The organism is Acinetobacter sp. V116_7 (assembly GCF_056735735.1).
The window spans coordinates 1-26,615 of sequence record NZ_JBWZIF010000013.1 but is presented as its reverse complement, the minus strand read 5'-3'; the positions used below and the strand labels follow the sequence as shown (position 1 = coordinate 26,615).

At 38.3% G+C, this 26,615-nt stretch carries 24 protein-coding genes, 3 tRNA genes and 1 pseudogene; 17 read left to right on the top strand and 11 right to left on the bottom strand.

What is annotated here, in order from left to right; genetic code table 11:
• Positions 1–5 precede the first annotated feature (5 nt).
• Both AC1PJP_RS04060 and AC1PJP_RS04055 read left to right on the top strand, forming a co-directional pair.
• Positions 6–1,115: an NADH:flavin oxidoreductase/NADH oxidase gene (locus AC1PJP_RS04060; protein WP_479766562.1), complete on the top strand. Its 1,110-nt coding sequence runs from the start codon at positions 6–8 to the stop codon at positions 1,113–1,115.
• Positions 1,116–1,170: 55 nt separating this feature from the next.
• Positions 1,171–2,094, top strand: a complete 924-nt coding sequence (locus tag AC1PJP_RS04055; RefSeq protein ID WP_111856193.1) for an AEC family transporter — start codon at positions 1,171–1,173, stop codon at positions 2,092–2,094.
• 31 nt (positions 2,095–2,125) lie between these two features.
• Here AC1PJP_RS04055 and AC1PJP_RS04050 read toward each other — a convergent pair whose 3' ends face one another.
• The 4 genes and pseudogenes from AC1PJP_RS04050 to AC1PJP_RS04035 all read right to left on the bottom strand — a co-directional run bounded on the left by AC1PJP_RS04050 (position 2,126) and on the right by AC1PJP_RS04035 (position 4,886).
• Positions 2,126–2,950 carry a tetratricopeptide repeat protein gene (locus AC1PJP_RS04050; RefSeq protein ID WP_107881240.1) on the bottom strand — a complete coding sequence of 275 codons (825 nt, stop codon included), beginning with the start codon at positions 2,948–2,950 and terminating at the stop codon, positions 2,126–2,128.
• A gap of 183 nt (positions 2,951–3,133) precedes the next feature.
• The gene (locus AC1PJP_RS04045; RefSeq protein ID WP_005309781.1) at positions 3,134–3,844 is read right to left on the bottom strand and encodes a DsbC family protein; all 711 of its coding nucleotides are present in this window, start codon (positions 3,842–3,844) and stop codon (positions 3,134–3,136) included.
• Between the two features lie 145 nt (positions 3,845–3,989).
• Positions 3,990–4,712 (bottom strand): CAF17-like 4Fe-4S cluster assembly/insertion protein YgfZ, encoded by a 723-nt coding sequence (ygfZ, locus tag AC1PJP_RS04040; RefSeq protein ID WP_479766561.1) that lies wholly within the window; start codon positions 4,710–4,712, stop codon positions 3,990–3,992.
• Positions 4,713–4,771: 59 nt separating this feature from the next.
• A pseudogene (locus AC1PJP_RS04035) lies at positions 4,772–4,886 on the bottom strand (hypothetical protein).
• Positions 4,887–4,924: 38 nt separating this feature from the next.
• Between AC1PJP_RS04035 and AC1PJP_RS04030 the strand changes: the two are divergent.
• From AC1PJP_RS04030 to AC1PJP_RS04015, 4 genes are all read left to right on the top strand, one after another.
• A complete protein-coding gene (locus AC1PJP_RS04030) occupies positions 4,925–5,377 on the top strand; it encodes an SRPBCC family protein (RefSeq protein WP_111856196.1) in 453 nt (150 codons plus the stop codon).
• A gap of 107 nt (positions 5,378–5,484) precedes the next feature.
• The gene (locus AC1PJP_RS04025) at positions 5,485–5,841 is read left to right on the top strand and encodes a DUF488 domain-containing protein (RefSeq protein WP_031949228.1); all 357 of its coding nucleotides are present in this window, start codon (positions 5,485–5,487) and stop codon (positions 5,839–5,841) included.
• Positions 5,842–5,932: 91 nt separating this feature from the next.
• Positions 5,933–6,277 carry a zinc ribbon domain-containing protein YjdM gene (locus AC1PJP_RS04020; RefSeq protein ID WP_250375191.1) on the top strand — a complete coding sequence of 115 codons (345 nt, stop codon included), beginning with the start codon at positions 5,933–5,935 and terminating at the stop codon, positions 6,275–6,277.
• Positions 6,278–6,488: 211 nt separating this feature from the next.
• Complete coding sequence (locus AC1PJP_RS04015; RefSeq protein ID WP_005309794.1) at positions 6,489–6,830, top strand: YegP family protein; 342 nt, start codon at positions 6,489–6,491, stop codon at positions 6,828–6,830.
• Between the two features lie 54 nt (positions 6,831–6,884).
• Here AC1PJP_RS04015 and AC1PJP_RS04010 read toward each other — a convergent pair whose 3' ends face one another.
• The 4 genes from AC1PJP_RS04010 to AC1PJP_RS03995 form a co-directional block, all read right to left on the bottom strand.
• Entirely contained in the window at positions 6,885–8,600 is a 1,716-nt protein-coding gene (locus AC1PJP_RS04010; RefSeq protein ID WP_479766560.1) for a proline--tRNA ligase, read from the bottom strand.
• A gap of 58 nt (positions 8,601–8,658) precedes the next feature.
• Entirely contained in the window at positions 8,659–11,757 is a 3,099-nt protein-coding gene (locus AC1PJP_RS04005; protein WP_479766559.1) for an efflux RND transporter permease subunit, read from the bottom strand.
• Positions 11,758–11,776: 19 nt separating this feature from the next.
• Positions 11,777–12,883 carry an efflux RND transporter periplasmic adaptor subunit gene (locus AC1PJP_RS04000; RefSeq protein WP_479766584.1) on the bottom strand — a complete coding sequence of 369 codons (1,107 nt, stop codon included), beginning with the start codon at positions 12,881–12,883 and terminating at the stop codon, positions 11,777–11,779.
• 68 nt (positions 12,884–12,951) lie between these two features.
• Positions 12,952–13,587, bottom strand: coding sequence for a hypothetical protein (locus AC1PJP_RS03995; RefSeq protein ID WP_479766558.1), 636 nt, complete (start codon positions 13,585–13,587; stop codon positions 12,952–12,954).
• 285 nt (positions 13,588–13,872) lie between these two features.
• Here AC1PJP_RS03995 and pilG point away from each other — a divergent pair, with 285 nt between their 5' ends.
• From pilG to AC1PJP_RS03965, 6 genes are all read left to right on the top strand, one after another.
• Positions 13,873–14,256, top strand: a complete 384-nt coding sequence (pilG, locus tag AC1PJP_RS03990) for a twitching motility response regulator PilG (protein ID WP_000389061.1) — start codon at positions 13,873–13,875, stop codon at positions 14,254–14,256.
• Positions 14,257–14,279: 23 nt separating this feature from the next.
• Positions 14,280–14,642: a response regulator gene (locus tag AC1PJP_RS03985; RefSeq protein WP_004789266.1), complete on the top strand. Its 363-nt coding sequence runs from the start codon at positions 14,280–14,282 to the stop codon at positions 14,640–14,642.
• Between the two features lie 59 nt (positions 14,643–14,701).
• Positions 14,702–15,238, top strand: coding sequence for a chemotaxis protein CheW (locus AC1PJP_RS03980; RefSeq protein WP_003655289.1), 537 nt, complete (start codon positions 14,702–14,704; stop codon positions 15,236–15,238).
• Between the two features lie 43 nt (positions 15,239–15,281).
• On the top strand, positions 15,282–17,363 hold the full coding sequence (locus AC1PJP_RS03975) for a methyl-accepting chemotaxis protein (RefSeq protein ID WP_479766557.1): 2,082 nt from the start codon (positions 15,282–15,284) through the stop codon (positions 17,361–17,363).
• Positions 17,364–17,511: 148 nt separating this feature from the next.
• Positions 17,512–22,014: an Hpt domain-containing protein gene (locus tag AC1PJP_RS03970; protein WP_479766556.1), complete on the top strand. Its 4,503-nt coding sequence runs from the start codon at positions 17,512–17,514 to the stop codon at positions 22,012–22,014.
• Positions 22,014–22,481 carry a hypothetical protein gene (locus tag AC1PJP_RS03965; protein WP_479766555.1) on the top strand — a complete coding sequence of 156 codons (468 nt, stop codon included), beginning with the start codon at positions 22,014–22,016 and terminating at the stop codon, positions 22,479–22,481. Before AC1PJP_RS03970 ends, AC1PJP_RS03965 begins: the two co-directional genes overlap by 1 nt.
• A gap of 34 nt (positions 22,482–22,515) precedes the next feature.
• Here the strand turns inward: AC1PJP_RS03965 and dapE are convergent, their stop codons facing one another.
• The 3 genes from dapE to AC1PJP_RS03950 all read right to left on the bottom strand — a co-directional run bounded on the left by dapE (position 22,516) and on the right by AC1PJP_RS03950 (position 24,925).
• Complete coding sequence (gene dapE, locus AC1PJP_RS03960) at positions 22,516–23,652, bottom strand: succinyl-diaminopimelate desuccinylase (protein WP_005309814.1); 1,137 nt, start codon at positions 23,650–23,652, stop codon at positions 22,516–22,518.
• A 125-nt stretch (positions 23,653–23,777) separates the two neighbouring features.
• Complete coding sequence (locus AC1PJP_RS03955) at positions 23,778–23,921, bottom strand: entericidin A/B family lipoprotein (RefSeq protein ID WP_003655297.1); 144 nt, start codon at positions 23,919–23,921, stop codon at positions 23,778–23,780.
• Between the two features lie 122 nt (positions 23,922–24,043).
• A complete protein-coding gene (locus AC1PJP_RS03950) occupies positions 24,044–24,925 on the bottom strand; it encodes a DUF1853 family protein (protein WP_479766554.1) in 882 nt (293 codons plus the stop codon).
• A gap of 103 nt (positions 24,926–25,028) precedes the next feature.
• Here AC1PJP_RS03950 and AC1PJP_RS03945 point away from each other — a divergent pair, with 103 nt between their 5' ends.
• From AC1PJP_RS03945 to AC1PJP_RS03925, 5 genes are all read left to right on the top strand, one after another.
• The gene (locus tag AC1PJP_RS03945) at positions 25,029–25,397 is read left to right on the top strand and encodes a YbaN family protein (RefSeq protein ID WP_192455295.1); all 369 of its coding nucleotides are present in this window, start codon (positions 25,029–25,031) and stop codon (positions 25,395–25,397) included.
• Between the two features lie 210 nt (positions 25,398–25,607).
• The gene (gene elsL / locus AC1PJP_RS03940; RefSeq protein ID WP_111856204.1) at positions 25,608–26,111 is read left to right on the top strand and encodes a cell wall-recycling L,D-carboxypeptidase ElsL; all 504 of its coding nucleotides are present in this window, start codon (positions 25,608–25,610) and stop codon (positions 26,109–26,111) included.
• Between the two features lie 206 nt (positions 26,112–26,317).
• Positions 26,318–26,393: transfer RNA gene (locus AC1PJP_RS03935), tRNA-Val, on the top strand.
• A 24-nt stretch (positions 26,394–26,417) separates the two neighbouring features.
• Positions 26,418–26,494, top strand: a tRNA-Asp gene (locus AC1PJP_RS03930).
• Between the two features lie 47 nt (positions 26,495–26,541).
• Positions 26,542–26,615, top strand: a tRNA-Asp gene (locus AC1PJP_RS03925).

The following is a 26,615-nucleotide window of genomic DNA, read 5'->3' as shown; positions in this document are numbered from 1 at the left end:
TAAAAATGGCAAAATTATTTGAAACGGTTAACTTTGGTTCACTACAACTGGTCAATAGAATTGTAATTGCTCCAATGTGCCAATATTCGGCAACAGATGATGGTGAAATTACCTATTGGCATGAACAGCAATGGGCAAATTATGCATTATCTGGTGCAGGACTTTGTATTGTAGAGGCGACTGCTGTACAACCTGAAGGTCGGATTAGCTATGCTGACCTTGGGCTCTGGAATGATCTGCAACGTGATCAAATCAAAGCGTTGTTAGCTAAGGTTCATACACTTTCACCAATGCCATTTGGAATTCAGTTAGCACATGCAGGGCGTAAAGCGTCTACTGAAAAGCCATGGTTAGGCAAAGGTCAAATTGCAAAAGATCAGCCTCATGGTTGGCAAACGGTTGCACCAAGTGAAAGTACTTTTTCTGTCCATGATGCAGCGCCCCATGCTTTGACCATTGCTGAGATTAAACAGGTTCAACAAGACTTTGCAGCAGCTGCAAAACGTGCTGTAGAAGCTGGATTTGAGTTGATTGAAGTTCATGCTGCACATGGTTATTTACTTCATCAATTCTTATCGCCAATTGCCAATCAGCGTACTGATGAATATGGCGGTTCTTTAGAAAACCGTATGCGTATGACTCTTGAGGTTCTTCAGGCAATTAAACTCGCTGTACCAGAAGGTTATCCTGTTGGTGTTAGACTGTCTGCAACCGATTGGTTAGAGAGTATCGAGCACTGGGATGTTGAATCTACAGTGGGTTTATCAAAAGCTTTAGAGCAATTGGGTGCAGCCTATGTGCATGTGTCTAGTGGTGGTTTGCACGAGCATCAATCTATTACGATTGGGGCAGGTTACCAAGTTCCATTTGCTGAACAAGTCAAAAAGCATGTGTCCATTCCAGTCATTGCTGTAGGGTTAATTACTGAGCCAGAACATGCCGAACAAATTTTGGAAAACCAGCAAGCTGATGCTATTGGTCTTGCTCGTGCAATGTTGTATGACCCAAGATGGCCTTGGCATGCAGCAGCGGCTTTAGGGGCAGAAGTTAAAATTGCGCCTCAATATTTACGTTGCCAACCTCATGGATTAAAGCAGCTTTTTAACTCTTTTTAATTGTATTGGGCAAAGTCATCTTTGCCCATTTTCTTTCGCTAAGTGAGGATGGTCAGTGGTTTTTCAGGTTATTTTACCTATCTTGATATTGCTATTGATGGGCTATATTTGTGTCCTCATCAAATTGGTAACACCTGAACAGATCAGGGCTCTTAGCGCATTTGTAATTAAAATTTCCTTACCTGCTTTTTTAATCCATTCATTGGCAAATAAAAGCTTACAAGACATTTGGCACCCTGCTTATTTTCTTGCTTATGGTGGTGGGTCTTTAATTTTATTTTTCTTGGCTTTTATTCTCTATCGAAAATATTTTAAAAATAGTTTAACTCATAGCGCCGTGATTTCGATGGGTGCATCTATGTCCAATACTGGATTTATGGGAACAGCTATTTTAACCATGTTGATAGGTAATCACGCTGCGATTTATATTTCTTTAACACTCATCATTGAAAATTTATTGATTGTGGCGCTGATGCTCATTCTGGCCGAAGCTGGTTTACATCAACAACAAAATCTTTTACCGCTTTTAAAACAGACTTTTTTAAACTTACTCAAGAATCCTGTCATTATCGCGATTTTGGTTGGAATGGGATGCATTCTTTTCGATGTTAATCTTCCTACGACACTTGATCAGTCTCTAGAGTTACTTGGACGTACAGCTTCGCCCTTGGCTTTGTTTGCTATTGGCGGGAGTTTAGTGGGTATTGGAATCACAACAGTAAATACAGAAAGTATTTTGTTGGCGATATTTAAAGTTATCCTCATGCCATCCGTGATTTTTTCTCTCTTTTTGATCACTCCAAATGTAAGTCGTGAGATGCTTTATGCAGGAACATTAATTGCTGCTTTACCAATGCCGATTGCTTTCGGAATTTTTGGACAAGCTTATGGATTAAATGAAAAAGCATTAACACCGCTTATGATTAGTACAGTTGTTGGTTTTATTGGCGTTAGCGGGCTTATTGCTTTGTGGTGGTAAAAGAAAAGCCCCTTACGGGGCTTTTCATTGACTATTTTTTGGGTGCTGGCTGTGCGGGAGCATTTGCAGCCTGTTTACTTTTTTCTGCAATAATCTTATCAACCGAGGCTAAAGACTCTTTAGCGTTAGGAACATTTTGATTGGCAAGTTCAGTAAAGATCTTTTTGGCCTCAGGTAAATTTTGCGGAATGATATTGCCATTCGCCATCATGGTCGCTAAAGCCATAGATGCAGGAGCGTAGCCTTTTTGAGCAATCGATTGCAAAGCTTCGATACCTTGGCGTTTCATTAACGGATTTTTATTTTCCACACCTTGGCTAATATCATAAAGTGCTTTCACCTGAGTCGCTGGATAATTACCCTTTCTAATTAAAGGCGCTAACTTTTGAAGGGCAATTTGATGTGACTGCGGTTTTTTCTGAGCAAATAAAATCGTCGCGATTTTCACAGTTGCATCATCAGAACCTTGAGCCGATGCCTTTTGAATATATTGACTGAATTTGTTGCTGTCTTTGGCAACCCCTAATTCACCAGTCTCATAAATTTGTGCAAGCGTGTAACTCGCTTGGGCGTAACCTTTATTTGAAGCATCTTCATAATATTTGAGGGCTTTAGAAGAGTCTTTTGCTGTACCTTGGCCCATTTGAGTCATATAGCCTAAGTTATAGATGGCTTGGGCATTCCCTGTTTGGGCTAGGCGTTGCATTTCTTGAAATGCGGCAGAGTAATTTTTTGCTGCGTAGAGTTGTTCAGCTTGTTTGAAAACATCGGTTTTAGCAGCAGTCGCCGTGTTATCAGCTGCAAAAATTGATGCACTTGAAAGGGTGATTAGGCTTGCGATTAGTAATTTCTTCATTTCTTTTTAACCTTTTACTTCGTAGCTACATCATTCCATTGATGCATTAAATAGTTTCATTTCTCATCATAAATATTGATTGCTGAAAGTAAACAGCCGATTTGTATATAAAGCGCTGCACTTTGGGCAAATTGTGGAGAAAAAAGACCCACTCACATTAATATAACGGAGTGGGTAATATTATTATTTTGCTGACTGAAGTAATGCTTCAATTTGCTTGGCATCACTTGGTACACCAGAGAGTCTTTGGCCATCTTGCAAGAACAGGGTAGGTGTTCCATCAATATTTAATTTTTGACCTAAAGCGATATTTTTCTGAATTGGACTCGAGCAACTTTTGCTATTAGTCGGCAATTTGCGGTTAAGCATGTAATTTGTCCACGCTTCTGCTGGATTTTTTGAACACCAGATTTGATTTGAAACTTTTTCAGCGTTTGGATGCAAACTAGTAAGAGGATAAAGGAACACATATACCGTTACGTTATCAACACCAACCATATTTTGCTCTAAGCGCTGGCAATATGGGCAATCGGGGTCACTAAAGACATAGATCGTACGTTCGCCTTTACCTTTTACATATTTAATGGCCTGATTTAATGGCAAACTTTTAACGTCAATTTTACCCAGTTCGGCAATACGTTCTTCAGTCATATTTTTTTGTTGTTTGATGTCGACTAGGTTACCGACAAAAAAGTACTTGGCATCTTGGTTTGTATAGACAATGCGGCCGCTTGTATACACTTCATAGATGCCTTGAACAGGAGATTGATAAACACCTTTTACAGGCAAATCTGGATAATTCGTCTTAAGATTTTGTTCAAGGGCTTTAACGTCAGCATGAGCAGAACCGAAAATAGCCAGACTCAACATGAGTGTAGCAAGTTTAGTTTTCATCTTTTTTCTCTTTAATTTCAACAGGGCTAATGATGGCATATAAAACTTAAAAAATTGACGTTCTAATCTAATGAAATCATTAGTGTTTTGTATCTATAAAAAAGCCCACTAACTTAGAAGTGGGCAATTCGAGCTAATAAAATTATTATTGTGGTCTTGCAACATCGCCACTTAAAGCTTCAGGTAACTCAAGAACTTGAAGCCCCAACTCTTGTAGAGCAGCAGGTTTAGCAACAACTAAAGCAAGATAACCTTGATCATTTGCAATACTATTAACGACTTCAATATCGTTATTTAGTTGAGTTGCTGAAGCAGGTGCTTCACCTGTACCCTGAACCAGATGTAACCAGTGTTTTGGTTTTGCTTTAAACCAAAGACGCGCCACAATTTCCTGACCTAAGTAACAGCCCTTATCGTAATTGACACCTTCACGTTGATGTAAACGCAATTCTTGTGGTTGGAAATCATGTTCAGTTGCCTGTGTAATCCATGCTTGACCAGTCATAATGGCTTGTTTTTGCCATTCAGAAATATCAGTTTCAGTTGTACTGAACTCAGTTTGATGATTCACAACTTTTGGAAACACAGCACCTTGTTCACTCAAAGTCATTTTCGAAAAAGCACCAAATTTTTTAATATGTTTGGCAAACTCTTCAGCTTGATCTTGAGCAACTACAATTTCAAAACTTTCAGGATTAATCTTTTTTAGCCACAAGCCAAAGTGAATACGACCTTTAAGATCACAGATGGCTGTATAACGAGTTTCATTTTCAGCTAAACGTTCAGTATCTACAGTAACTTGGCCTTGTAAAAACTTCTGTGCATCTACACCGTTTAAAGCATATGAGGAGAAAGCGAGCAGACTCATGATTAATCTCAAATTCAATATGTTTCTTTATGATTGCTGACTATTTTGCTCCATTTTTACTAAAAAATCAGCCATAGTTTTCGTAATTTGATTTCGCCTGAAAAAAGTATTTTGTTTGAAAAAACACCAAAAATATACGTTCGGATAAATCGGAAGGTTTAAGCTAATAAGCATAATTTCGATAATTTAAAAGAAATTAAAATAAGGAGAATATGATGGCAACAGGAACAGTAAAATTTCATCGCGTATTTAAGGCTCCAGCCGAGCGAGTTTACCGTGCATTTTTAGATCCAGATGCTTTAGTAAAGTGGTTACCACCGCACGGTTTTACTGCCAAGGTTCATAGTTTTGATGCAAGTGTGGGTGGCTCATACAAAATGAGTTTTACCAATTTTTCGACAGGTTCAACACACGCTTTTGGTGGAACATATGTTGAATTAGTTCCAAATGAATTAATTCGATATAACGATCAATTCGATGACCCAAATTTACCTGGGACTATGCAGGTTACTATTACATTAAAAAGCGTATTGGTAGGTACAGAAGTACATATTACGCAAGAAGGTATACCAGAAGTTATTCCCGAGGAGGCGTGTTATTTGGGATGGCAAGAATCCTTATCTTTGCTTACTTTATTGATTGAAGCTGAAATTCCAGATCAATAAACCTTCTAAAATTTTGATGAAATATTTAAAAAGTGAGTGGAGTTAAATCTGCTCACTTTTCTTTTATAAGATTTATCTAAAATGTAAAACTTACGCAGAGAAAGATTATGGATATACACATTAAAAGAATTTATGAAAATGCTGAGCCTAGTGATGGAAAGCGAATTTTGGTTGACCGCCTATGGAGTAGGGGGATTAGTAAGGAAAATGCTCATTTAGATTTGTGGTTAAAAGAAGTGGCACCTTCAACAGAACTGCGCAAGTGGTTTCATGCAGCAACGCCAGATCATTGGGAAGAATTTAAGCAGCGTTATTTAAAAGAGCTTGAAACCAACTCCGCAGTTGAAGAGCTACAACACATCGCAGTAGAACATACAGTTACGCTTTTATATTCAGCAAAAGATGTTGAAAATAACCATGCAATTATTTTGAAAGAATATTTATTAAGTAAAAACTCAAAATGAATGTATAAATTTTTTTTTGGTAAAAGTCTTTTATTTAAAACTTTAAAAAATGAGTCATATCTCGCATAATATACTTTTTGAGATTTTTTTCATGTCTTTGCCAAACTGCCCAAAATGCCAATCAGAATATACTTACCAAGATGGCGACTTATTGATTTGTCCTGAATGCTCAAATGAGTGGAAAGAAGGGGATACATCGCTTACTGAAGAACAAGAAATTATTAAAGATGCTAATGGAAATGTATTAGCTGATGGCGACAGCGTAACTGTCATTAAAGACTTAAAAATTAAAGGTTCATCTTCAGTCGTAAAAGTAGGCACGAAAGTAAAAACGATTCGTTTAGTTCCAGATGCAAGTGATGGCCACAATATCGATTGCAAAATTGATGGTATTGGTCAGATGAAGTTAAAATCTGAATTTGTAAAAAAAGCTTAAATTGTTAATTTTAATTACATTTCAGTAGAGATATTCACTTATATCTCTACTTTTTAAATTTCTAACATCATTATAATTTTATTACGAAAAAGTATAAAAAATGGGCTATTCAAAGAATGATAGCCCATTTATATTGTCATAAATAACAAATAACTTTCGTCCAGAATAATAACGAAAGTCATACCCACACCAACAAAAAAATGAGGTTTTTATGGCAGGATGGTACGAAATTTCACTAGCAAGTGATGGACAATACCGCTTTATTTTAAAGGCAGGAAATGGTGAACCTATTCTAAATAGTGAGCTATATAAGGCTAAAGCTTCTGCGGTAAATGGTATTGAATCAATTCAGAAAAATAGTGGTGATGACGCACGATATGAGCGTTTAACTGCAAAGAATGGGAAACCTTATTTCAATTTAAAAGCTGCAAATCATCAAATTATTGGCACAAGTCAATTCTATGCGAGCGAAGCTTCACGTGATAAAGGAATTGAGTCTGTTAAAACCAATGGTTCATCGACAACTATTAAAGACTTAACGGTTCAGGCATAAAAATTGAGTTAAAAAAAGCAGCTTTAAGAAGCTGCTTTTTTATTTGTCTATTTATTAACGCGCTAACTTAGCTAAAAGTTCTTCTTTCGTTAAATTGCTCGCTTCAGCATCGCGACGGCCTTTATATTCAAAAGTACCAGCATCAAGACCTTTTTCACCAATCACAATACGGTGTGGAATACCCATCAATTCAAGGTCAGAGAACTTAACGCCCGGACGTTCGTTACGATCATCAAGCAAAACATCAAAACCTTGAGCTTGAAGTTCTGCATAAAGTGCTTCTGCTGCTTCAAGAGTGCGTGGTGATTTGTGCGCATTCATTGGAACAATTGCAATTTCAAAAGGTGCAATGGCTTGTGGCCACATAATTCCTTTGTCATCGTAGTTTTGTTCAATTGCAGCTGCAACAACACGTGTTACACCAATACCGTAGCATCCCATGGTTACTGTAAATGGTTTGCCATCTTCACCTAGAACTTTACAGCCTAAAGCTTCAGAGTATTTAGTACCAAGTTGGAAAATATGACCTACTTCAATACCGCGTTTAATTTGTAGTGTGCCTTTGCCATCTGGAGATGGATCGCCTTCAACCACATTACGTAAATCAAAAACTTCGCTAATTTGCGCGTCACGCTCCCAGTTTACGCCAACCGCATGTTTGTCAGCTTCATTTGCACCAGCAACGAAGTCTGAAAGAACAGATGCAGCGCGGTCAACAATTACAGTTAAGCCTTTTTCAACTAAACCTTGTGGACCCGTAAAGCCAGCAGTTAAACCAAATGCTTGAAGTTGTTCTTCAGTTGCAAAAGTAAGAGGCGCAGCAACTAAAGGATGCTTCTCAGCTTTAATCTCATTAAGTTCGTGGTCACCACGTACAAATAGAGCAACAACAGGAACATTACCTTTTTCGTCAGCAACACCTTGAACCAATAAAGCTTTAACAGATTGCTTAGGGTCTGCATTTAAGAACTGACATACATCATCAATTGTTTTTTGATTTGGTGTTTCAACCAATTTAAATTCTTGTGTCGGTGCTGCACGTTCACCCACTAAAACAGCCTCAGCCATTTCAACGTTTGCTGCATAATCAGATTCAGTTGAAAATGCGATGTCATCTTCACCACTAGCAGCCAATACGTGGAATTCGTGTGAAGCTGAACCACCAATAGAACCTGTGTCGGCTTGTACTGGGCGGAAGTCTAGACCTAAGCGGGTGAAAATACGGCTATAGGTGTCGTACATCACGTCATAAGTTTCTTGTAACGACTCTTGAGTTGCATGGAAAGAATAAGCATCTTTCATGATGAACTCACGTGAACGCATTACACCAAAACGTGGACGAATTTCATCACGGAATTTGGTTTGAATTTGATAGAAATTTACAGGAAGCTGCTTATAACTTTTAAGTTCGTTACGCGCCATGTCTGTAATAACTTCTTCATGTGTTGGTCCAAGTACGAATGGGTTCGTATGACGATCTTTAAAGCGTAACAATTCAGGACCATATTGTTCATATCGACCCGATTCTTCCCAAAGACTTGCGGGTTGAGTCACGGGCATGAATACTTCCATTGCGCCTGAGCGGTTCATTTCTTCACGAACAATCGCATCTACTTTTTTAAGCACACGTGTTCCCATCGGCAGCCATGTATATAAACCAGATGCCAATTTACGAATCATCCCCGCACGTAACATGAGCTGGTGTGAAATCACTTCAGCATCATTTGGGGTTTCTCTCAACGTTGCAAATAAAAAGCGGCTTGCGCGCATGGAAAAAGTCCTAAAAGTTAAGCGTTATAAAAACGCAGATTATACGATAATCGCTGCATTATGACATGAATCGTCGAGTTTGACGCAGCATAAAGTTTTTCAAGTCATCTAGATAAGTGAAAATGACGGGTACAACTACAAGAGTCAATAGGGTAGAGGTAATTACTCCCCCAATCACAGCGTGAGCCATTGGTGCGCTTTGCTCACCGCCTTCGCCAAGACCTAAAGCTAAAGGAACCATCCCCATCACCATAGCACTTGTCGTCATTAAAATTGGACGTAAACGAGTTTTGCCCGCTTGTAAAATAGCATCATAACGGCTTGTCCCCTGATCCATTGCTTTCTTAATAAAGTCGATAAGCAAAATCGCATTTTTAGTGACAAGCCCCATCAACATAATAATGCCGATAATCGAAAATAGATTTAGGGTACTTTTGAATAAGAATAGGGCAAGAAAAACACCAATGAGTGACAATGGTAAAGAGGTCATAATTGCAGCAGGATGAATAAAGCTATTAAACTGAGAACCTAGCACGATATAGATAAACACAATTGAAAGGGTGATAGCTGTTAATGCATATCCAGCAGATTCAGCCATGTCAGCATTTGCCCCTTGGGTATCAAATGTATATCCAGCAGGTAGTTTAAATGCCTTTTGCATTTTATCGATGTCTTGACCAATGTCGCCGCTAGGTCGTCCTGATGTATTTGCCTCAATCAATACTTCACGCTCAAGATCACGTCGGTTAATTTGTGAAGCACCGAGTTTTTCTTCGGTTGTTGCAACTGCGCTAAGTGGAACTAATATATTTTGCCCAGTCGCATTGGTCTTATTGGAGTTGAGATATAGGTTCTGCACATCTTGCGGAAGCATACGTTTATTTTCATTTAAACGTACATTCACATCATAATTTTCGCCATCGCGATTTTCCCAAGTTGTGACATTATCACCCGCAATTAATGGGCGAATCGCATTGGCAATCTGAGAAACTGATAAACCTAAGTCACTTGCCAGTACACGATTAATGTGGACACCCAGAGTCGGTTTAGGTTCTTTCAATGAGCTTTCTAAATCAACTACACCTTTAATTTTTTCCATTTCAGCAATAAAACGATCTGAAATTTTCTGTAGCTCATTTAGGTCAGATCCTTTAATAGAGATCATGATTGGCTTTTGCCCGCCAGAGACAGAATCTTGTGCTGCGGCAACAGAAGTCACTCGAATACCCGCTACACTTTGCAAACGATCACGGAACTCATTGTTGAGTGTATTTAAATCTGAGCTACGTTCTTGTTTGGGCTTTAAGGTGACACCTAAACCTGCATGGTTTTTACCAGAGTCTACCTCACTGTTGACCACGCCATAAGTGGAAACCACATCGGGGAACTGCCTAATAATTTTATCGACTTGATGTAATTTCGCTTGGGTATATTCCAAAGAAGCATCTACAGGGGTTTCAAACTGAATACGAACTTCACCTTTATCTGGGGTAGGTACAAATTCGGTCCCAATCAGTTTAGACAGTCCTAGTGCAGCAAATAGTGAAACAATTGCAATAATGACTGTGATGAAACGGAAACGTAAAGCCAGCTTTAAGAGCTTTTCATACACATGAGTCAGTCGATCTAACACATTAGAAATATGGTTAAAAAATCGTTGTAGCCAATTATCTTTTTTCTTGACTGGATCTTTCCAGTGAGCAGAAAGCATTGGATCGAGCGTAAAACTAATAAACATTGAAATTAAAACGGCTGTACTCACCGTTACGCCAAACTGATAAAAGAAACGTCCAATCAACCCGCCCATGAAGGCAACTGGTAAAAATACGGCTACAATGGTAAGCGTAGTTGCGAGTACGGCTAAACCAATTTCTTTTGTGCCTTCTAGGGCAGCAGTCACATGATCTTTGCCAAGTTCAGTATGTCTTACGATGTTTTCCCGAACCACAATTGCATCATCAATTAAGAGACCAATACTGAGCGATAGGGCTAATAACGTCATCATATTAATGCTGAAACCAAAAGCCCAAATGAAAGTTAAGGTTCCTAGCAAAGTAATCGGTAAGGTTAAGCCTGTAATAACGGTAGAGCGGAAAGAGCCTAAAAATAATAGAACAATTAAAACTGCTAAGGCAGCACCTTCAATTATGGTACGAGTCACATCTTTAATTGAAGCACGAATTCCTTTGGAGCTATCGGCCACAACTTTATAGTTTAAACCCGCAGGCATTTGTGTTTTTAATTTCTCTAAAGTTTGGTAGGTTTTATCGACAACCTGAATTACATTAGCATCAGAACTCTTTAAAATATCGACAGAGACTGCTGTTCTTCCATTATAAAATGCGCTTGATTGTAGTTCGGCTTGTGTATCTTCAATCGTTGCAACTTGCTTTAGAAAAATTGGTGAACCATTTTTATTGGCAATCACCAAGTCACCAAAAGCAAGTGGATGAATGACCTTTGATTGAATCTGTACAACCAGTTCAGAATTCTTTTGTTGTAAGGTTCCTGCGGGAACTTCAATATTTTCATTTTTTAGCGTATTAATGACCTGATCAATGCCAATGCCATAACTTTGCAATTGCTCAGGAAGAATTTTTATTCGTATTTGCCGTTTGGCATCCCCCAATAAATTCACATTACCGACACCAGACACGGTTTTAAGCTGCGGCACGATACGTTTATCTACATATGAACTTAGTTGAGCCAAACTCATGCTATTTGATTCAAATACAACTGACATGATCGGGCTAGAAGAGGGATCGTAGCGTTGTACAATCGGTGTATCAATTTCATCACGAAATTGGGCTGTGACAGGAGCAATTTTGTCACGAACATCTTGTGCTGCAAGGGCCGATGAAGTGTCGAGATTGAACTCAGCCACAATCATTGAAAAGCCTTCACTTGAGCGTGAAGTGATTTGTTTAATCCCAGAAATTGTATTGATCTGATCTTCGAGTTTTTTTGTAATATCTGATTCGACAGCTTCAGGTGAAGCACCAGCATATTGCGTAGTCACTACTACGAATGGGAAATCGACGTTCGGAAACTCTTCAACCGTCATACGTTTCCAAGAAGCTAACCCGAGTACCATTAAGCAGAGCATCATCATAATAGTAAAAACGGGGTATTTCACACTGATTCGAGTAAACCACATATGCTATTTGCTACCTTATTTATTTTTTTTCGGTTGTAACCGTCACTTTTTTATTAATGTCGGAATCTTCAAATTGAATACGGCTCACTAGATCTGTGCGTTGTAGGCCATCAACTAAAGCAATATTGTCGTTATAGCGCTGTTCAATCACACGAATTTTAACTTTTTGAATGGTTTGATTACGTACCACCCATACAAAAGGATCATTTTGCATATTTTGAATGCTGTCTAAAGGAATCGTTTGGCCTTGCTGAGTGTCATTGTGGAGAATATTTCCATTAATGAAAGCGCCAATGCTTAACGAATCAATTTTTTCTTTAGGAACGGCAAAAAATTCGATTTGTCGGCTGTCTTGATCTGCAACAGGTGAAATACGTGTAAGCGTCGCATTTAACTGTTTAGAATTTCCTTGAATCTGATATTGAATGCTGCTACCGACTTTAAGAGCAGACTGCTGTTCAATTGGTAGCTTGGCTTGTATTTCAAGTTGGTCAGGATTTACGATTTCAAATAATGTTTGACCAACTGATACTGTCTGACCAGGTTCGACTTGTCGTTTAGTAATGACGCCTGAAATTGGGCTGGTAATAATACCGTCTTGATCAGCCTTACGAGCAATATCAACATTCGCTTGTTGAGCCTTTACACTTTCAAGTTGTCCTTTATAGTCAACCTGACTCTGTTCAAACTCGACACGAGCAATAAATCCTTGATTAAAAAGTCGTTGCTTTCGGTTCATTAAATTGCGTGTAAGTTCAGCTTGTGACTGAGCTGATGCGAGGTTGGCGCGCGCTTGTGCTAATCGTGCAACATTATCTTGATTATTCAATCTTACTAAAACTTGGCCTTTTTGCACCTGTTGACCAACATTTGTAGTTACAGTAGTCGCCGTAGCACTCACTTGAGCCTGAATTGAACTTTGCTGAACCGCACGAATGGTTCCTGTAAATGCAGTTTGAGAGTCAAGTGCTCCTTCTTTAACTGCAATCAGGTCTTGAGGAATGAGTTCAATTTTTGCTGGAGCTGATGCCGTTGTTTTAGTCGTTTCTTGCTGATTACATGCAGCTAAAATCAAACATAAACTAATAATACTCAGTTTAAAAATAGTGGAAGGGGTGAGATGCATCTTGTGCATACAGCATCATCCTATAATTCAAATTTTATTTTGCCCCTATTCTTGATAAACCTTTACAGTTATTCAAGCTTTTTTAAACGTTCGATAATGTTTTCATACTCGCTATTGGTACGTTTGTAAGTCTTGGAAAGTGTTTCAAGTGTCTGTTTGACTCTGTAAATATTATTTAGATTGTTTTCAATCAAAGTCTTATGTCGCTCAGGAATGACTTCTCGCTTTCTGAAATATTCCATTTCTTGACGCTTAAATAAAATTTTGTCTTGTTGTAACTGGTCGAGTTGTTCCTCTTGATAGTTAATTTGCTTCTTTATAGCAAGTAATGCTTGATCTCTTTTAAGCATGGCTGTCTTACTATTGCTATAAGCATTTTTTAATTTGATATCTAGTTCTCTATGCCGTGCCGATAATGCTCGTTGTCCTGATTGATTTAAATCAGCCTCGGCACTATAAGAGTGATTTCTTTTAATCACTTGCATATTTTGATCTAGAACTTCATAACCGTAACGAATGTGAGCAGGAGTGACTGATGTACTGATATTGGCCGTACCGTGTTGATCATAATAACGATACCAGACCACTTTAGAAGTATCCGCTAGAGCCAAGGTTGTTGAAAAACAGAGCCAACCGAAGGAAATAATGCCTATAGATACAGACAAGCAGTTCCTATAAAAGGCATATTTCATCCGATTATTCATTGAATATCCCCAAAAAAAGAAAGCTAAATTACTTATTTTTAAATAATTAATCTTTAATATATTAGTTATTATTTAGCTGAATAAAAATATAGTCATTATAAAAAAAATGATAATTTTAATTAAAGTGTGATGAGGTTAAAAGTTATTGTTTATAAATGAGAAAGTAGACAAAAATGCCTCATTGAAAATAGACTGTGAGATATGTTAAAAATGCGTATAAATGCGTAAAAACAAATTTAAGTTAAATTGCATTTATATTTTATATTTATGGGGATGGAAGATTAAATGGAAGATGCATTCCAAAATCTGAAAGTAATGGTAATTGATGACTCAAAAACCATTCGCCGAACAGCCGAAACTTTATTACAGCGAGAAGGCTGTGAAGTGATTACTGCGGTGGATGGATTTGAAGCTTTGTCCAAAATTGCAGAGGCAAATCCAGATATTGTTTTTGTCGATATCATGATGCCTCGTTTAGACGGTTATCAAACTTGCGCTTTGATTAAAAACTCTCAAAATTATCAGAACATTCCCGTTATCATGCTCTCTAGTAAAGATGGTTTATTTGATCAGGCAAAAGGGCGTGTGGTAGGTTCAGATGAATACTTGACGAAACCTTTTAGCAAAGACGAATTGTTAAACGCGATTCGTAATCATGTAAGTTCATAATTAAGTAATTTAAGGGCAAAGAAATGGCACGTATTCTTATTGTTGATGATTCACCAACAGAAACTTATCGTTTTAGAGAAATTCTAACTAAGCACGGCTATGACGTACTTGAAGCATCTAATGGTGCAGATGGTGTAACTTTAGCAAAAGCTGAACAGCCTGACTTAGTGTTAATGGATGTTGTTATGCCTGGTGTAAATGGTTTTCAGGCAACACGTCAGATTACCCGCGATGAAGACACTAAGCATATTCCTGTAGTAATTGTGAGTACTAAAGATCAGGCAACTGACCGAGTATGGGGCAAGCGTCAAGGTGCAATCGATTATCTGATTAAACCTATCGAAGAAAAGCAATTGATTGATGTAATTAAACAATTTCTAAATTAACTCATCCATCCATAAAAACATAAATAACGGGATTATCTGCCCGTTTTATAGGATCGAGTATGGCAGCGAATGGATTTATCGAGTTACTTCGTTTGTCTAAACGGGGTAATAAGAATTACGCTTCAGTTCAAAATGAAGCACAGCGATGGTCAGGGATTGCTTTTGAAATGAGAGGGCAATACTTCGTCGCACCACTTGGGGAAGTGTCAGAAGTTATCTATCCACCGAAATATACGCCAGTTCCAAATGCTCAAAGTTGGGTAAAAGGTTTAGCGAACATTCGGGGAAGGTTGCTTTCAGTTTCTGATTTGGCTCATTTTATTTCAGGGCAACGAAGTACATTTTCGTCTGCCCAAAAAGTGTTATGTATTAGTCATCACGACCAGTATGTGGGGTTGGTTGTGGATCAGGTCTTGGGGATTCAGCACTTTAATAAAAAAAGTTTTTTTTCTCAAAGCTTAGACTTAGAGGAAAACCTAAAAGAGTATTGCCAAGGTTATTTTCACCAACATAACCAGCATTGGCATGTCTTTTTATTTAGTCGTTTATTGCAAAACCCACATTACATGAATGCATCGACAAAATTTATAAACTAATTTTTTACGCTGTGAAAAACAGAGTATTTTCTGGGGAGAAGCTATGGGCTTTAAGCTTAAAAAGAAAGGCGGCAATCGTGTTGCGTCCGAAAAATCGGGTCTCAATTTTATTGCAAAAATCCAGTCAGGAATTGAGCAATACGCCAGTTTATTTGGGGAAAGTGAAAAGTCCAAGCCTATCCTTTATGTAGCGTTGTTATGTTTGGTATTTGCTTTAACTTCGCTCGTTTATTTATTTTATAGCGTACCTCGACATAACGAATTAACACGTAGTTTGGGTGAGTTGCGTTTATTGTCACAAACGATTTCTAGACAGGCTACTGAAGCAACGGCTTCTGGTTCACCTAAAGCTATGAAAGAGTTAGCTGAATCAAATAAACTTTTTGCAGAAAATATCAAAGATGTTGAAAATATTCATGGTAAATCTTCAAAAGAATACAAAAAAGTTGCAGTTCTGTGGAAAGCTTTGTCGTATGACATTAACTTGATCTCGTCACATCAAGACGTAATTAATCAGTTATATAACATGAATATCTCGATTAGTGATTCTATTCCAGAAATTCAGGCTGAATATAACTTGATGGTTGATAAGATGGTTCGCGAAAAAGCACCCAGTAGTCAGGTGATTATTGCTAAGAACCAAGTATTTATTGCAGAACGTATTTTGCGCTCTATTAACACTGTTTTGGTTGGTACAGAAAATTCTCAGACCTCAGCACATGACTTTGGTGTGGATATTGAGACGTTTGGTGTGTATTTAAATGCACAGCTAAACGGAAATGCTGAATTGGGTGTGGCTAGAGTTGAGTCTCCGGAAGTACGTGAGTCTTTGGAAGGTATTAAATCTGAATATGATAAAGTTTTAAAATCTGCAGCGGCATCAGTTCTTAAACATACAGATCAGATTGTAAACGTACGTCAGTCATCAGGCGAGATTTTATCGGAATCTGATGAAATGTTATCTGTATTGGGTGATCTTTCTGAGCAAACACAATATGGTTGGAAAGCATTTGCTTTAGTTGCACTTCTTACATTATCACTGCTTGGTTTAATTAGTTCAGTCTTAAAGCTTTTATCACTTCGTAGTAAAGCAGATAAACAACGTGTAGCTACCTTGCAAGAAGAATATGACCGTAACCAAAACGCGATTTTACGTTTACTAGATGAAATCGCCGACTTGGCAGACGGTGACTTGCGTTCATATGCAACGGTATCTGAAGATTTTACAGGAGCGATTGCCGACTCGATTAACTTTGCGATTGACCAATTACGTGATCTTGTATCCCGAATTCATGAAACTTCTCAGGAAGTTGCCCGCTATACGCATGATACACAGAATATTACTAACCAGTTGGCAGAAGCATCAGAGCATCAGGCACAAGAGATTGCCGGCGCATCAACTGCAATGAATGAAATGGCGCAGTCAATTGACCAAGTATCTTCAAATGCATCGGAATCTACCGAAGTAGCAGAACGTTCGGTACAAATTGCTTCTAATGGCGCACAAGTGGTAAACCGTTCAATTGAAGGTATGGACACGATTCGTGAGCAGATTCAGGAAACTTCTAAACGTATTAAACGTTTGGGTGAGTCTTCACAAGAAATTGGTAACATCGTATCGTTAATTAACGACATTGCGGACCAAACAAACATTCTTGCATTAAATGCAGCAATTCAAGCATCTATGGCAGGTGAGGCAGGACGTGGTTTTGCCGTGGTTGCAGATGAAGTACAGCGTCTTGCAGAACGTTCAGCATCGGCAACTAAACAGATCGAAACTCTGGTTAAAACAATTCAGACCGATACTAACGAAGCTGTTATTTCAATGGAACAGACAACAACTGAGGTTGTACGCGGAGCGAACTTGGCAAAAGATGCGGGTATTGCCTTGGGCGAGATTCAAAAAGTATCGGGTGACTTGGCAAACTTAATGGCCAGCATTTCTGATGCTGCAAAACTTCAGTCTGCATCTGCGAGTCATATTGCGACAACCATGACCGTCGTACAAGAAATTACTTCGCAGACCACAACTGCAACATTCGATACAGCACGTTCGGTTTCTGAATTAGCAAATATGGCAGAGTCATTACGTGAATCGGTAACGGACTTTAAATTACCTGATTAAATTGGGGGATGAGGATAGCTGTTTCTATAATAGCTATCCTTTTAAAAGTATTAACAACGCTAGGTAAATATTGGGGACACAGCTATTTATCTGGTGTTGACTCTGTCGTTTTTCTCCATTTAGGAGACAAGCAAAAGAAGCCTTTGCTATGAAAGAAATATTAAAAACTTTAACTGAAGCAATGATGCTACCGGAAGATAGCTATTCTCAACAAGATGCTGAATTTCTTGATATCTTCGTTGAAGAAATTGAAGAAATTTTTGTTGAATTGCAATCTCTGATTCATGAATGGATGCAATCTAAAAATGTTGCTACGCTGACTGAGATCCGTCGCCATTTTCATACCTTGAAAGGTTCAGGGCGAATGATTGCAGCGAAATCCTCTGCTGAGCTTGCTTGGACTGTAGAAGATACGCTTAATCGGATCATCAATGAGAGTCTCACATTAACTCCTAACATCCAACAATATGTTCAGTTGGTATTTAAGTTCTATTTCTTTAAATTAGTAGATGACTTTAAATCTAAAAAGGAACATGCAGTAGATTTTAGACCTCTTATTTTATTGGGACAACAATTACAACAACAGCAAAGTTTAGAGCCAGCTTTAGAAGAACTTTTATTATTGTCTGATACTCTCACTGCGGAAACTAAGACTGGTTTAGAGGTGAATGATTTAGAGCCGGTGTCAGATAATTTAACCGTAGAAACCACGATAGAAAGTGAACATAATCTTGCTGAAACCTTAGTTTTATTTATGGAAGAAGCGGAAGAGCACTTAGCGACCATTGATCAATTTTTAGAACAAGAAATACATCAGCACGAAAGTTATAATGCGCTCATCCGTGCATTACATACATTGCGCGGTAGCTCGGCAATGGCTCAGGTAGAAGCAATTTTTGATGCTAGTACGAAGGTTGAGCATTTATTCAAAATCTTATTACAAGAAGAACTTTCTTCTTATTCAGAAGAGATATTACTACTCCGTGATTACAGACAGTTTATTCGAAATTGTTTAGATCTATTAGCTGCACACTGCTCTAATGACCAATTAGATTCTGACCTGAGACAATTCAATCAGGTTTGGGATGCGTATATGGAGCAGCATGGGGAGCATTCAAGCCCACTCATGCCTCCACATGGTCTGGTATCTCAGCTGTTACAGCTCGATGTTTCAGAATTACTTGATGCAGAGTTAGATTTTGAGAAGGGAATTCGTTCTGAGTTTCCTCACTATCTTGAACGATTAAGTGAACAGGCTGACTTGTTACTGCAACATACTCAGTCTCAGGCCATGGTTGGTTTATATGAATATACGAACCAACTGAAAGATAGCTATGATGTATTGCTTGATCGACCTGATTTATTGCACTCAGATTATGTTTTTGAAATTTATCAGAAAGCCCATCAACAATTAATTCAGTTATTTGACGCATTAGCTGCGGGTCAACGAGTTAGTATTATTGAGCAACACCAAAATGTTTTGGAAGAGCTAAAACTATATACCCAGCATATTCCAAGTCTTAATTCTGAACCATTAGATAATCAGGATGTTGTTGAGTCATTATTTAGTGTTGATGTAGAACAAACATCACATGAATCTCCGGTATCTATCGAAAGTGTATTAACTGATCATCTAACAATGAATCAGAGTATGCTTTTAGATCGTCAGTTCATGACTACTGAGCACGTAAATCGTTATTTTGATCCAGAACTGTTAGATATTTTTCTTGAAGAAGCCGATGAGTTGCTTGAAGGAATGGATACAGATCTTAATATTTGGGTTGATGATCAAGAGAACTTTGCTGCTCTTAATAATCTGATGCGTTATTTGCATACTTTAAAAGGTGGGGCAAATATGATTCAGGCAAATTATATTGGTTTAATTGCACATGAATTAGAAAGTATTTATGAGCGCATAATTCAAAGACAGTTGGTTGCTTCATATGCTCTTATTGATTTTATCCGTCTGGTTCAAGATGATTTAGCTGACCGTCTACAAATAGTACGTGAGCAGCATCTAGATTATGCGGCTTCTCATACTATTCAAGCGCTTAAGAATGCCGGTAAGGTATATGAGTCACTTGGCTCTGTTGTTAAAGAGATGCAAGTAGAGTCTGAAACAGATGTTATACCAGAATTAAATGTTGAAGTATTACAGCAAGAAGCTATACACGATACTTCTTTAAATCTCGATGAGTTAACTTCTAATTTTGAGCAGATTGTTGAGTCTAATACTCGACTTGTTGAGCACATAGAATTACAAGTTTTTGATGCAGAAGGCTATACAGACAGTATCCAAGATCAGGATATTGATTCTGTAGTCGAGCAGACATTTATGGAGGAGGCGGCCGAGCTGTTAGAGATGGCCGATCATCTATTAAAGCAGTGGTTTGAGCAGCGTACCAATCGTAGTATCTTGCTTCAGCTACAAAGAGCAGTGCACAGTTTGAAGGGTGGTTCCCGTATGTTGGGACTAGAAACTGTGCAAGCAATTGCTTATCAACTTGAGAATGCTTTTGAAAAATTTGCGCTTTATCATTTTAGCTCAAATATTTATGACAACTTATTAGAGAGTGCAATTGTCTGGCTAAAAGAGGCAATTTTTAAGCAAAATTATCAACACTTCGATGGCTTGCAGCATAGTCTAGAAAATATTCAGTTTATTGAAACGGCAATTCAAATTCCGAGTAAATTGACTAGAACTGATCTATTTGGCACGGAACCTGTAATGAGTTTTGTGCAAGGTGATGGTACAGAACCACCGCCAATGATGGGTGCATGGGAACAAACGCAGCATCTTGAACAAAACAATGAGATGATTCGTGTTTCAGCAGATTTAATCGAGAAAATGATTGATTTATCTGGTGAAAATTCGATTAACCGTTCACGAATTGAAATGGATCTCAGTCAATTTGGTCATACGCTCGTGGAAATGGAATTAGCCATTCAACGACTTGCAGACCAGTTGCGTCGAATGGAAGGCGAATTAGAAACTCAGATTATTGCAAAACACGGTATTGAGCATTCTCGTTATACAGAATTTGATCCTCTAGAGATGGATCAATACTCTTCATTGAATCAATTATCGAAATCACTTGCCGAATCTGCATCGGACTTAGTGGATTTCAAAAATACATTATCCGAAAAAATCAGAGATACCGAAAGTTTATTGGTACAGCAATCACGTATTCAGGCCGAAATTCAAGAAGGGCTAATGCGAACACGACTAGTACCATTCTCTCGATTGCTACCTCGTTTACAACGAATTGTGAGACAAACTTCTACTGCATTGGATCGACCAGCAGAGCTTTTTGTTAATAATACCGAAGGTGAGCTAGACCGGACAATGCTAGAGCGTTTGGTTACACCGCTTGAGCACATGCTTCGAAATGCAATTGACCACGGTCTAGAAGATCGTGTGCAACGTGAACAAGCACAAAAACCAGAAACTGGACGTATTGAACTGAATATTCACCGTCAAGGTACGGATGTTGTTGTTACGTTTAAAGATGATGGTCGAGGTATTGATATCGAGAAGGTTCGTCAAAAGGCCCTCTTATCTGGTTTGATTAATTCTGAACAAGTATTAGAACATCAAGATATTTTGCAGTTGATTTTCCATCCAGGGTTAAGTACAGCCGATCAAGTCACTCAGATTTCAGGTCGTGGTGTAGGGCTTGATGTTGTACAAAGTGATATTAAAGCTTTGGGTGGACATGTGAGTGTTGACTCTGTTTATGGGCAAGGAACAATCTTTACCATACGTGTTCCAACCACAGTAGCGGTTAGTGATGCCTTGATGGTTAAAGTTGCTGATCAACAATTTGCAATTCCGTTAGCTCAAATCGATCGAATTGTTCGAGTTTCACCAACCTCATTAGAACAGTATTTTGGAAGTGCACAAGAATTCTTTGAATTTGAAAATAAACGCTATCCATTACGCTATTTATCTGAGTTTGTTGGTAATCAACCGATTCCACGTTTAAGTGGGATGATGTATTCGCTACCAGTATTAATGATTAAGGCCAATAATGGACAAACTATTGCACTATTGGTCGATCAACTTATTGGTTCACGAGCGCAGATTGTAGTTAAGCCAATCGGACAGCAGTTCTCTAGTATTGGTGCGATTGCAGGTGCAACTATTTTAGGTGATGGTCAAGTTTGTCTAATTTTAGATGGACAAAATATTGCTCGCCAAATTCAGTCTACTCGTCGACATAAGTCGCTCAATGAGACTATCTATAGACAACGCGAGTCTGACGAACGCCGTCTCATTATGATTGTAGATGACTCTGTTACAGTTCGTAAGGTAACGACTCGTTTACTCGAACGTCAGGGCTATGACGTAGTTACAGCTAAAGATGGTATTGATGCAATTGAGCAGTTGGAAAATATTAAACCAGATCTGATGTTGCTTGATATTGAAATGCCACGAATGGATGGTTTTGAGGTACTTAACCTCGTACGACATCATGATCTACATCAACATATGCCAGTCATTATGATTACATCAAGAACTGGCGAAAAACACCGTGAACGAGCATTTGCTTTAGGGGTTAGCCAATACATGGGTAAACCTTTCCAAGAAGAAGACTTACTTCACAATATTGATGCTTTTTTCACGACACGTGAAGAGGAACTTGCCTAATGAAAAGTCAGATAAGTACATCATTAATTAATGAAATGGATCAGCAAGAACTTCAACATTTAATTACTGTTTCAACTGGTTTTATTGATGCATATATTATTGAATGTGATCAGCAAGTGCCGATGCTATTGCCACAAAACATCGTGTTATCAGCGATGGATGTCAAAAATGGCATTAAGCATATTGAATGGCATGACGTAAAGCTTCCGGTCTATTCATTGAATAATGAAATTGATTCGCGAGCGGTGGCATTGGTTATTGAAAGTGAAGATATCAGCCAACGTTTTGCACTCATCTGCAAATCGATGCCAGCTTCAGTTCGTTTACGTATTTCTGAAGTCGTAGATGAAAATGAAGATATACAAGATACTTTGCAGAATCCAAGTGTATTTAAATATGTGCGTATGGAGAGTCAACGCTACCACGTTCCTAATTTGCAATATATCCAAAACTCGCTTCATCTATAAAAAAAAGGAACTCATTTGAGTTCCTTTTTAATTTTTATTTAGCTAATAAATTTTCTAAAATTTGCTCATAAATATCAGTCAGGGGATCGAGGTCATGCACGTCAACATGTTCATTAATTTGATGAATTGTTGCGTTAAGAACTCCTAACTCCAATACCTGTGCACCTGTCGGAGCAATAAAACGTCCGTCCGAAGTACCACCACTTGTTGAAAGCTCAGTTTCAGTACCAGTTACATTTAAAATAGCAGTTTGAGCGGCATTAACGAGTTCACCGATTGGGGTTAGGAAAGGTAAACCAGACAAATTCCAAACGATTTCATATTTTAAACCGTGTTTATCTAAAATCTCATGAACACGTTGTTTAAGCTGTTCAGCTGTCACTTCTGTTGAATAACGGAAGTTAAAAGTAACTTCTAAAGTACCCGGAATTACGTTGGTTGCACCAGTTCCAGCATGAATATTTGAAATCTGAAATGATGTTGCTGGGAAATATTCATTTCCATTATCCCAAACGGTTTGGCATAGCTCTGTTAAAGCGGGTGATGCCTCATGAATTGGGTTAAGTGCTAAATGTGGATAAGCAACATGACCTTGTTTACCTTGGACCTTTAATACTGCATTAAGCGAACCACGACGCCCATTTTTAACAATATCACCTAGTTTATGAGTACTTGAGGGTTCACCTACCAAACACCATTTAATTTTTTCGTTACGTTCTTCAAGAGTCTCAATAACTTTGACCGTACCGTTAACAGCAGGGCCTTCCTCATCTGAAGTAATCAGAAATGCGATAGAACCTTTATGATTTGGATGTTTTGCTACAAAACGCTCAGATGCGACAACCATAGCTGCCAAAGCTGTTTTCATATCTGCCGAACCGCGACCATATAATTTTCCATCGCGGATTTCAGGTGCAAATGGATCTGAATTCCATGCTTCTAATTTACCTGTCGGAACGACATCAGTATGACCTGCAAAACAAAATACAGGTTCTTCAGTTCCGCGGCGTGCCCAGAGATTATCTACATCACCAAAACGCATTGGTTCAATATGAAAACCAACTTGGCGTAAGCGGTCTGCCATGATGGTCTGACAAGTATGATCAACTGGAGTAACAGAAGGTTGTTGTAAAAGTTCTAGGCTAAGCGAGAGAGTATCTGAATGGTTCATACCGGAAATTGCGTGCTGATCAGGTGAAATATAGTCCGATATAATAGGCGAATCTCTACGTGATGGGTACGTAAAAATGAAAAAACCTTATCGGAACGATAAGGTTTTTTAGTGATAACTCTAACTTACATTTTATCTTGTGTTTTTTCAGCAGTATTCGTTACAGCATCACCTGCTTTAGAAACATCTTTACCAAAACCCTTAAACGTATTACAGCCTGTTAAAACAACAGCAATCATGACAGAAGCAGCTAAAACTTTTTTCATCATTTTCTCCGTTTAAATTTAATAATGAAGTAAATTTAGATTAAAAAACAAACGGAAAAAGAAACATGACTGTTTAATAGTAAAAACGTTATAAAATGTTTCTAGAATCTTAAATTTATTGTTAATTATTTAAATTTCTGGAAGTTGGACTGAAATTTTAAATATGAAGGGTGTCTAAACATATAAAACAGAACCTCCTGACCATTTTTACAATATAAACCGTCTGTCCACCAATGTGCTGGGGCGGAACTAGGTTGTTTATTTGGACACAGCCATTCGTGTCTTTCTAATCGATAAAAAGAAGAATGAGGAATTGTGGTGCCCCAATACCCTAAACGACGCTGTAAATTTACCCAGTCAGGTAGTGGCTGCTGCAAATTTAAACCTAAAGGAAGATAAAGTTGTCCTTTTAAAACCGCAAAGCGTTGTTGAATTTCGAAGTTTAAGGCTTCAGGAAACTGAAATTGTTTGTCTGTGAAGTGATAAAGCTTTTTGCTTAAAGTATCCTGACGATTTAAGCCAATCCATTGTTCTAAATGTAAATCTGCCTCACCGAGATAATATTTTAAGGCTACCTCCCAGTGTTCAATTTTTTGAGTTTCTTTATTTAAAATTAAAAAATCCAGTTCGCCTAATGTCTTTGGCCCCTCAATTTTTTGAATACTATGTCCTAATAATTGATAGGGATGATACTGATCCTCTTGCAACCAAAACCAGAGTAGATGCTCAAAGCGTAAACCTAAGCGTGTACTTTTAAGCTGAGATAAAAACCGAATTAAAGGCTCTGGAGTTTGATCAAGCTCTTTCAAACGCGGCAAATAGTTTTGAAAATGAACCTCCCAAAACTCACTTGTATGTAACTTGAAATGATGTTGTATATCTAAGCTTTTTGGTATTTGACAAAGTAAATTTGGACTAGCAATACAAAAAGCGAGTTGTCTAACTATAGGGTGTTGAAATTGAAGCCAAGGCTCGAAATAGGACGTTTTAACTGAGGCAATATTCATACATTTAATACTCGAAGTAATTCATCCTAATTTCATAACGGATCAACAAAAAATATTAGAAAAACACTTTATACTAACGCTAACAGCAGGTTAAGGTTTATATATGCGAACATTGTTCTGGCGCTCTTTAGTCGTGATTTTTATCACGCTAGGCATTATTGGAGCAATTTTACCAGGTATGCCAACAACAGTGTTTTTGATTCTGGCTGCTTGGGCTGCGTCAAAAGGCTGGCCACAAATGGATAATTGGTTGTTAAATCATCCTAAATATGGTCCAACGCTACGTGATTGGCGAGCCAATGGCACAGTGCCTCGTAAAGCGAAGTGGATTGCAAGCATAATGATGGCGATTAGCGGAATTATCATGCTATTCACTTCAGCACCACTTTTAGTCAAGGTTTTTACTGATCTTACTATGTTCATCGTTGCAGTTTGGTTATGGCTACGGCCTGAGCCAAAAATAAAAGATTGATAATCTTTTATTTTTGGCGCAAGACAAGCGGTGAAACTGCGCGTAGATAAAAGAAGATTGATAATCTTTTATTTTGGCGCAAGACAAGTGGTGAAACTGCGCGTAGGTAAAAGAAGATTGATAATCTTTTATTTCTAGTACAAGACAGCCCTTACAACAATTTTTTAATTAAACTCAATGTATTTGAGTTGATATAAGAGAATAAGTTCAATGTCTCAATTTAAGCTCGAAGATGCTGATGTTCTTATCGATTTAGCAAACCAAACATTAACTTTACCTAAACATAATAAGTTTTATGTCATTTCTACAGGAAAGAATGGAATCGGTGAGCAGGAAAATACAGGTAGAACACCACGTGGATGGCATAGAGTGGCAAAGAAAATTGGTGCCGAGTCCCCACAAAATGCAGTTTTTATTGCAAGGAAGCCAACAGGGGAGGTTTATAGCACTGAGTTAGCTACCCAATATCCTGAACGAGACTGGATACTTTCTCGTATTCTTTGGTTAGATGGCCTAGAAGAAGGTTTTAATAAAGGCGAGGGCCACGATACCATGCAGCGTTACATTTACATTCATGGAACGCCAGACACGCAACCAATGGGGGTGCCAATGTCACATGGCTGCGTTCGAATGCGTAATGAAGAAATCATTGAGCTATTTGATTTAGTTGCTGAAGATGCATTAGTTTATTTGTCTGAACAATCTTTAACCTGAGAGCAAGTTTTATCTAATCTTGATGAGCTGTGTAAATGTGGTAAATATTGAAATAAGTGTTTAAATAAAATACAAAAAATTGTTTTTTACTTAATAATGACTTATTTTTAATCATTCATTCGCATTTTTTTAAAAAGAAGTCGAAAAGCGTTTGACACCTGTTAAAGATTCTCTATAATGCACCTCACAAACGATGAAGACGTTAAGGGCGCTTAGCTCAGTTGGTAGAGCGTCTGCCTTACAAGCAGAATGTCGGCGGTTCGATCCCGTCAGCGCCCACCAAGCCTTTACGTTAAGCTCTCAAGTGCAGCGGTAGTTCAGTTGGTTAGAATACCGGCCTGTCACGCCGGGGGTCGCGGGTTCGAGCCCCGTCCGCTGCGCCACTTAAGACTTAACATCGTTTACCCCACAATTTCGATATTGTGAAAGTGCAGCGGTAGTTCAGTTGGTTAGAATACCGGCCTGTCACGCCGGGGGTCGCGGGTTCGAGCCCCGTCCGCTGCG

Excerpts from the sequence above, each read along its gene's own strand:
- AC1PJP_RS03965 (WP_479766555.1), top strand. The coding sequence starts at position 22,014 with ATGAAAAGTCAGATAAGTACATCATTAATTAATGAAATGGATCAGCAA.
- AC1PJP_RS04000 (WP_479766584.1), bottom strand. The coding sequence starts at position 12,883 with ATGCATCTCACCCCTTCCACTATTTTTAAACTGAGTATTATTAGTTTA.
- pilG (WP_000389061.1), top strand. The coding sequence starts at position 13,873 with ATGGAAGATGCATTCCAAAATCTGAAAGTAATGGTAATTGATGACTCA.
- AC1PJP_RS03975 (WP_479766557.1), top strand. The coding sequence starts at position 15,282 with ATGGGCTTTAAGCTTAAAAAGAAAGGCGGCAATCGTGTTGCGTCCGAA.
- AC1PJP_RS03995 (WP_479766558.1), bottom strand. The coding sequence starts at position 13,587 with ATGAATAATCGGATGAAATATGCCTTTTATAGGAACTGCTTGTCTGTA.
- elsL (WP_111856204.1), top strand. The coding sequence starts at position 25,608 with ATGTCTCAATTTAAGCTCGAAGATGCTGATGTTCTTATCGATTTAGCA.
- AC1PJP_RS03985 (WP_004789266.1), top strand. The coding sequence starts at position 14,280 with ATGGCACGTATTCTTATTGTTGATGATTCACCAACAGAAACTTATCGT.
- AC1PJP_RS03950 (WP_479766554.1), bottom strand. The coding sequence starts at position 24,925 with ATGAATATTGCCTCAGTTAAAACGTCCTATTTCGAGCCTTGGCTTCAA.
- AC1PJP_RS04050 (WP_107881240.1), bottom strand. The coding sequence starts at position 2,950 with ATGAAGAAATTACTAATCGCAAGCCTAATCACCCTTTCAAGTGCATCA.
- AC1PJP_RS04015 (WP_005309794.1), top strand. The coding sequence starts at position 6,489 with ATGGCAGGATGGTACGAAATTTCACTAGCAAGTGATGGACAATACCGC.
- AC1PJP_RS04060 (WP_479766562.1), top strand. The coding sequence starts at position 6 with ATGGCAAAATTATTTGAAACGGTTAACTTTGGTTCACTACAACTGGTC.
- ygfZ (WP_479766561.1), bottom strand. The coding sequence starts at position 4,712 with ATGAGTCTGCTCGCTTTCTCCTCATATGCTTTAAACGGTGTAGATGCA.
- AC1PJP_RS04030 (WP_111856196.1), top strand. The coding sequence starts at position 4,925 with ATGATGGCAACAGGAACAGTAAAATTTCATCGCGTATTTAAGGCTCCA.
- AC1PJP_RS04005 (WP_479766559.1), bottom strand. The coding sequence starts at position 11,757 with ATGTGGTTTACTCGAATCAGTGTGAAATACCCCGTTTTTACTATTATG.
- AC1PJP_RS04020 (WP_250375191.1), top strand. The coding sequence starts at position 5,933 with ATGTCTTTGCCAAACTGCCCAAAATGCCAATCAGAATATACTTACCAA.
- AC1PJP_RS03945 (WP_192455295.1), top strand. The coding sequence starts at position 25,029 with ATGCGAACATTGTTCTGGCGCTCTTTAGTCGTGATTTTTATCACGCTA.
- AC1PJP_RS03980 (WP_003655289.1), top strand. The coding sequence starts at position 14,702 with ATGGCAGCGAATGGATTTATCGAGTTACTTCGTTTGTCTAAACGGGGT.
- AC1PJP_RS04045 (WP_005309781.1), bottom strand. The coding sequence starts at position 3,844 with ATGAAAACTAAACTTGCTACACTCATGTTGAGTCTGGCTATTTTCGGT.
- AC1PJP_RS03970 (WP_479766556.1), top strand. The coding sequence starts at position 17,512 with ATGAAAGAAATATTAAAAACTTTAACTGAAGCAATGATGCTACCGGAA.
- AC1PJP_RS04025 (WP_031949228.1), top strand. The coding sequence starts at position 5,485 with ATGGATATACACATTAAAAGAATTTATGAAAATGCTGAGCCTAGTGAT.
- dapE (WP_005309814.1), bottom strand. The coding sequence starts at position 23,652 with ATGAACCATTCAGATACTCTCTCGCTTAGCCTAGAACTTTTACAACAA.
- AC1PJP_RS04010 (WP_479766560.1), bottom strand. The coding sequence starts at position 8,600 with ATGCGCGCAAGCCGCTTTTTATTTGCAACGTTGAGAGAAACCCCAAAT.
- AC1PJP_RS03955 (WP_003655297.1), bottom strand. The coding sequence starts at position 23,921 with ATGATGAAAAAAGTTTTAGCTGCTTCTGTCATGATTGCTGTTGTTTTA.